Consider the following 882-nt stretch of genomic DNA (forward strand, 5'->3'; position numbering starts at 1 on the left):
GCTGTGGGGCGGGATCTCCGACCGCACGCGGTCCCGCTGGGGGCGTCGGCGCCCCACGATCGTCGCCGGCACGGCCGTCGGCGTCGCCGGGCTGGTGATCCTCGGCTCCGGCGACACGCTGCCCGTCATGATCGGCGGCTGGATCGTGCTGCAGATCGGGCTCAACGGACCGTTCGCCGCGCTGGCCGCGACGATCGCCGACCGGGTGCCGCCCGACCAGCGAGGACTCGTCGGCGCGCTGTTCGGCATCGCGCAGACCGTCGGCGTCGTGCTGGGCACCGCGGTCGCTGTCGTCGCGGGGGAGGGCAAGCTCGGCTACTACGCGCTGGCGGTCGCGGTGCCGGCGCTGATCGTCTCGTTCCTGCTGGTGCACCACGAGCCGTCGACCCGCACGGAGCAGCAGGCGGCAGTCCGACCCGCCCGCGCGTTCTGGCGCGGGCTGCGTCCCACGCGGCTGTTCGTCTGGGCGTGGACGATCCGGTTCCTGCTCAACTTCGCGAACGCCCTCGTGCTGCTCTACGTGTACTTCTACATCTCGGACGACGTGGGCGAGGCCGACCCGGGCAGCTGGGTGCTCGTCGTCACGCTGGTGGTCGTGCTCGTCGCCGCGGGCACGGCGGGCTTCGGCGGCACGCTCTCGGACCGTTGGGGCCGTCGCGTCCCGTTCATCGTCGGCGCCACCGTGGTGCTCGCCGCCGGGTCGGTGCTGATGGCCTTCTTCCCGACCCTTCCCGTGGTGATCGGTGCCGCCGCGCTCGTCGGGGTCGGGTGGGGCCTGTACATCAGCGTCGACCTCGCGGTGCTGACCGCGGGCATGCCGAGCGGCGAGACGCACGGCGCCATGCTCGGGATCGGCAACATCGCGAGCGCGCTGCCTCAGGC

1 protein-coding gene is annotated in these 882 nt (G+C 73.1%); it reads left to right on the forward strand.

Annotation, left to right across the window (positions count from 1 at the left end):
* A partial coding sequence (locus ACXJKG_RS21270) for an MFS transporter (protein ID WP_456847702.1) occupies positions 1-882 on the forward strand: 882 nt, incomplete at both ends.

Source organism: Cellulomonas sp. P5_C6, assembly GCF_054049635.1.